The sequence below is a fragment of the Ruminococcus difficilis genome (genome assembly GCF_016680995.1).
Genome location: NZ_JAEQMG010000058.1, coordinates 1 through 1578, shown reverse-complemented (window position 1 = coordinate 1578; position 1578 = coordinate 1). Strand labels below are relative to the sequence as shown.

Annotated in this window: 2 tRNA genes and 1 rRNA gene; all 3 read left to right on the top strand. The window is 42.0% G+C overall.

From position 1 onward, the window contains the following. Nucleotides 1–73 precede the first annotated feature (73 nt). A tRNA-Ala gene (locus tag JKK62_RS07155) sits at nucleotides 74–149 on the top strand. A gap of 157 nt (nucleotides 150–306) precedes the next feature. Next, nucleotides 307–383, top strand: a tRNA-Ile gene (locus tag JKK62_RS07150). Between the two features lie 341 nt (nucleotides 384–724). Further along, nucleotides 725–1578: ribosomal RNA gene (locus JKK62_RS07145) — 23S ribosomal RNA — on the top strand; the annotation flags it as partial.

The following is a 1578-nucleotide window of genomic DNA, read 5'->3' as shown; positions in this document are numbered from 1 at the left end:
CGAAATTCGTTCGATTCGTTGTTTAATTTTGAAGGCCCTTTTTAAGCGTAAGCTTAAAACCTTCAAGAGATATGGGGGTATAGCTCAGCTGGGAGAGCACCTGCTTTGCAAGCAGGGGGTCAGCGGTTCGATCCCGCTTATCTCCACCAGAACAGTTATAAGTTATAAGAAATAAGTTATAAGAAATTATGATCAAAGTTATAACGAGTAACTGAGAGGCTTAATTGACTCACAAAGTGATAAGTAATAGAAAAGGTTAGAAAGAAAGTCTTATAACTTATAACATATTACTTATAACTTAAAAATGGGCTTATAGCTCAGCCGGTTAGAGCGTCCGCCTGATAAGCGGGAGGTCGGTGGTTCGAGTCCACTTAAGCCCACCAAAAAATTGAAAATGGAAAATGGAAAATGGAAAATTAATTTTCAATTTTCAACTTTCAATTTTCAATTTAACAAGTACCTTGAAAACTGAATAAAAGCAGATATGCGAGAAAAGTATTGTTTATCAACAGATTAATTAGTCAAACAAACTCAATTAAAACTAGGTAAAAAAATACTGCAATTTCTGAAAGGGTAAAAAATAGATGAAAGTCTATTCTCTGTAACGAAAGTTACTTAACTTAAAGAAAAATAGAACCAAAGATATCTCAATAAAAGTTATAAGTAAGAAGTTATAAGTAATAAGTTCTTATAACTTATAACATATAACTTATAACTTACTAATGGTCAAGCTACAAAGAGCACAAGGGGAATGCCTTGGCACCGAGAGCCGAAGAAGGACGTGACTAACTGCGATAAGCCACGGGGAGCCGTAAGTGGGCGCTATATCCGTGGATTTCCGAATGGAGCAATCCGGCAAGAGGAAAGTCTTGTCATCATACGCTGAATACATAGGCATATGAGGGGAACCGCCTGAACTGAAACATCTAAGTAGGGCGAGGAAGAGAAATCAACAGAGATTCCGTAAGTAGTGGCGAGCGAACGCGGAAGAGGCCAAACCGAGTGTAGTAATACCTTCGGGGTTCGGACAGAGCACGGTATGCAAAGATTTAGCCGAATGACATGGGAAGGTCAATCATAGAAGGTGAGAATCCTGTAGGCGAAAAGTCGAAGCAGCCATCTGTATCCAGAGTACCGCCGGACACGTGAAACCCGGTGGGAAGATGGGGGGACCATCCTCCAAGCCTAAATACTACTCGGTGACCGATAGTGAAGAAGTACTGTGAAGGAAAGGTGAAAAGCACCCCTGGCGGGGAGTGAAAGAGAACCTGAAACCTTGTGTTTACAAGCACTGAAAGTCATTCAATGGACGATCAGGTACCTTTTGTAGAATGGTCCGGCGAGTGAATGTATTTGGCAAGGTTAAGCACTTCAGGTGTGGAGCCGCAGCGAAAGCGAGTCTGAACAGGGCGTAAGAAGTCAAATGTATTCGACCCGAAACCGGGTGACCTACCCATGACCAGGCTGAAGTAAAGGTAAAACTTTATGGAGGGCCGAACCGACTCTCGTTGAAATGATAGCGGATGAGTTGTGGGTAGCGGAGAAATTCCAATCGAACCCGGAGATAGCTGGTTCTCT